This window comes from Dehalococcoidia bacterium, from assembly GCA_030648205.1.
In the GTDB taxonomy this organism is placed as follows: domain Bacteria; phylum Chloroflexota; class Dehalococcoidia; order JAUSIH01; family JAUSIH01; genus JAUSIH01.
Window position 1 is genome coordinate 1 of the sequence record JAUSIH010000023.1, and the last position, 3,370, is coordinate 3,370.

At 60.7% G+C, this 3,370-nt stretch carries 5 protein-coding genes; all 5 read left to right on the forward strand.

Annotated elements, in window-relative coordinates:
- The coding region (locus tag Q7T26_02660; GenBank protein ID MDO8531058.1) for a hypothetical protein at positions 1-88 on the forward strand (88 nt) is incomplete at its 5' end.
- Positions 89-93: 5 nt separating this feature from the next.
- Positions 94-1,146 carry an HNH endonuclease gene (locus tag Q7T26_02665; GenBank protein ID MDO8531059.1) on the forward strand — a complete coding sequence of 351 codons (1,053 nt, stop codon included), beginning with the start codon at positions 94-96 and terminating at the stop codon, positions 1,144-1,146.
- Between the two features lie 128 nt (positions 1,147-1,274).
- Positions 1,275-1,592, forward strand: a complete 318-nt coding sequence (locus Q7T26_02670) for a helix-turn-helix domain-containing protein (protein MDO8531060.1) — start codon at positions 1,275-1,277, stop codon at positions 1,590-1,592.
- Positions 1,593-1,595: 3 nt separating this feature from the next.
- Positions 1,596-2,021, forward strand: a complete 426-nt coding sequence (locus tag Q7T26_02675; GenBank protein ID MDO8531061.1) for a type II toxin-antitoxin system VapC family toxin — start codon at positions 1,596-1,598, stop codon at positions 2,019-2,021.
- Positions 2,018-3,286: a phosphoribosylamine--glycine ligase gene (gene purD, locus Q7T26_02680; protein MDO8531062.1), complete on the forward strand. Its 1,269-nt coding sequence runs from the start codon at positions 2,018-2,020 to the stop codon at positions 3,284-3,286. Before Q7T26_02675 ends, purD begins: the two co-directional genes overlap by 4 nt.
- Positions 3,287-3,370 lie beyond the last annotated feature (84 nt).

The following is a 3,370-nucleotide window of genomic DNA, read 5'->3' on the forward strand; positions in this document are numbered from 1 at the left end:
CACGCGCATCGTGAACGAGGTGCCCGGCGTCAACCGCGTGGTGTACGACATCACCAGCAAGCCGCCCGGGACCATTGAGTGGGAGTAGGGCACTTGAACCTGTTCACTTGCATCTATTGCCTGGAACAGAAGCCCGCAGCTAGTTTTACTCGTGAACACGTAATCCCTAAGGCTTTTGGTGTCTTTGCGAAGAACCTTGTGCTTAATAAAAACCAAGTTTGTAAGGCCTGCAATGACGACTTCGGACGAGGCGTTGATGCATCTCTAGCCTATGCTAGCCCGCCGGGAATACGACGCTATCTAAAAGGACACAAGGGTTTGGTCGAATTTCCTAAGGCTGTGCGTCACAAAAGCGCGCGCGGCAAGGTAAAAGTCCATATAGATAGTGAGGATCCATTAGAGGCCGATGACGTCGAGTTTGTTTCAACGAGGGATGGGAAGGGGTTTACGCGCACGCCCGGATTAAAATACTGGAGTAAGAAGTCAAGCAAATGGAAATTTGCGAGCCTTAGCGACCTAGAGCGAGGAGAAAACATTCTTGCAGACATTGGCAATTCAATAGTACACATATCCGTTTCGGACGATAAGAATCTGTCGAGACTTCAAACGGCTCTAAGGCAATACAACCCCAAAGTGACTTTAGACTTGATACAAACTTATGAAACTCTTCAGCCTGATCATCCCGTACGTATCGCCTTCGACATACCCGCTCAAGACGAATTGGTCAAGCGAGCCATAGCTAAAATAGCGTTTAACTATCTTACTTGGGTTTACGGAATTCGGGTTGCCCTAAATCAGGGCTTTAATCCTATACGCGAATATGTCAGATACGGTAGGCTTTCCAAAACGCCCTTCATAAACCGCATTTCTAATCTACCAATAAAGGTAGGCGCTAGAGAGGCGCACGACCGTGATGGTCATGTTCTGTTAATTGACTGGGCACCAAGAATCCGAGGCGTGATCGCTCAAGTAGCTCTTTTCTGTGCAATGCCCTACTATCAGGAAGTGCACCTCGGCATATATACAGGAGTGCTACCTGCGAAGGTCGCCTCTATTCACTACTTCGACTTCCGCACCAAGAGCGTGCTAGAGCACACAGCGGTCCCAGCCTACACAGGTTTGTGGGTACCAAACACTGTAAGGTGAGAGCAAACTGTATGACCATCCTGGTCGTCGGCTCCATCGCGTGGAAGTCGGCCAGACGGCGGCTGTCTTGACAACCACCCGCCGTTGAGATATGTTGTTGCATACAACAACATGATGGGACGCCTGATATGACAACTCTTGAAGGGATGCTCGCGGTCAAGGAGGTGGCCCGTCGCCTGGGCCGCTCTCAGGAGCAGGTGCGCCGCTACCTCAGGGAAGGCAAGCTCGCCGGACGACGCATCGGAAACCAGTGGTTCGTGGACGTGTCCCACCTCCGTCAGATGGAAGCTCCCGTCAACCCACGGGGAGATGCGGCCTCGCGGAAGCACAGGGGACTGTTTGAACGAGTCCGTCGCCGCCGAGAGAAGCTGCGCCAGCGATGGGAGAAGCTGGGCGTCCGGGTGGATGCTGAGGCGCTGGTGCGCGAGCTGCGTGAGGAGTCCTAGCCGTTGACTGTTCGCTGCGTGGACGCCAGCCTGGTCGTGGCCTGGCTCATCCCCGAGCAGCGGACACCCGCCGTCGTTGGGGTCTGGGAGTCGTATGCCAGTGGACAGGACCAGTTCATCGGGCCTCCCATCCTCTATGCGGAGACCATCTCCGCCGTGCGGCGCCTCGCCTCCCGGAAGCTCCTCACCTCCGACGAGGCTATGGGAATGGTTACAGACATCCTCTCATCTGGCATCCCCGTCCGGAGTCCTCCGGGACTCTACCGCCGCGCCTATGAGCTGGCTGAGCGCCACGGCCAGACGACTATCTATGACGCCTGTTATGTCGCCCTGGCGCAGCTCCTTTCCTGCGAGTTCCTGACCCTGGACAAGCGGCTGTACAACGCCATGAAAGAGGCCTTTCCCCACGTCAGGCTAGTGAAATCATGAACATCCTCGTCGTCGGCTCCGGCGCGCGGGAACACGCCATCGCGTGGAAGCTGGCGCAGTCGCCGCGCGCCGCCAACCTCTTCGTCGCGCCGGGCAACGCAGGCACGGCGCGCATCGCCAAGAACCTGCGCGTCAAGGCCACGGATATTGACGCCCTGCTCAAGGCCGCGAAAGAGCAGCACGTTGACCTGACCGTCGTCGGGCCGGAGGGGCCGCTGGCCGGAGGCATCGTGGACCGCTTCCGCGCGGAAGGTCTCGCCGTCTTCGGGCCGACGCAGAAGGCGGCGCAGATAGAGGCCAGCAAGGTGTTCAGCAAGGGCATCATGCAGCGCGCCGGCATCCCGACGGGCTTCGCCGACATCTTCAGCACCGCCGCGGCCGCCCGCGCCCACATCGCCGAGCACGACCCGCCCTACGTGGTCAAGGCGGACGGCCTGGCCGCGGGCAAGGGCGTCACCATCTGCCGCACCCGCGACGAGGCCATCAAGGCCGTCCATGACGCCATGGAGGCCCGCGTCTTCGGCGCGGCGGGCGACCGCGTGCTTATCGAGGAGTATCTGTCCGGGCGCGAGGTGAGCCTGCACGCCTTCGTCAGCGGGGAGAGCGTCCAGCCCATGCCCTCCGCGTGCGACTACAAGCGCGTCGGCGACGGCGACAAGGGCCAGAACACCGGCGGCATGGGCGCGTACAGCCCGCCCGGCTGGTTCAACACGGCGGATGAAGCGCGTGCGCACGGCAACGTGACGCTTCCCGTGGCGCGGGCGCTGGCCGCGGAGGGTACTCCCTATTGCGGAGTCCTCTACCCGGGCCTCATGGTCACGCCGCACGGCGCGCGGGTGCTGGAGTTCAACTGCCGCTTCGGCGATCCGGAGACGCAGGTCATCCTGCCCCGTCTAAGAAGTGACCTGCTGGACATCCTGTTGGCCGTCGTCGAAGGGCGGCTCGACCGCGTCCGCGCCGAATGGCGGCAGGAGGCATGCGTCGGCGTCGTTCTGGCCTCCGGCGGCTACCCGGGCCCGTACAAGTCCGGCTTCCCCGTCCGCGGGCTGGACGACGTGGACAAGGACGTGATGGTGTTCCACGCGGGCACGAAGCTGACCACGAGCAAGGGCGTGCGCCAGACAGTGACCGACGGCGGGCGCGTGCTGACCGTGGCCGCGCTGGGCCGCACCCTGGCCGAAGCGCGGCGCAGGGCGTATGATAACGTGAAGCGTATCCAGTTCCAGGGCTGCCATCACCGCAACGACATTGCGGCGAAGGCGTGATAGGCCTCTTCACCTAGCGCAGCACGCTGATCGAGAGCGATTCTTCGCTTCGCTCAGAATGACAAAATCGGATGCGGCACGTCC

Coding starts and splice junctions, on each gene's coding strand:
- Q7T26_02670 (MDO8531060.1), top strand. CDS start 1,275: ATGACAACTCTTGAAGGGATGCTCGCGGTCAAGGAGGTGGCCCGTCGC.
- purD (MDO8531062.1), top strand. CDS start 2,018: ATGAACATCCTCGTCGTCGGCTCCGGCGCGCGGGAACACGCCATCGCG.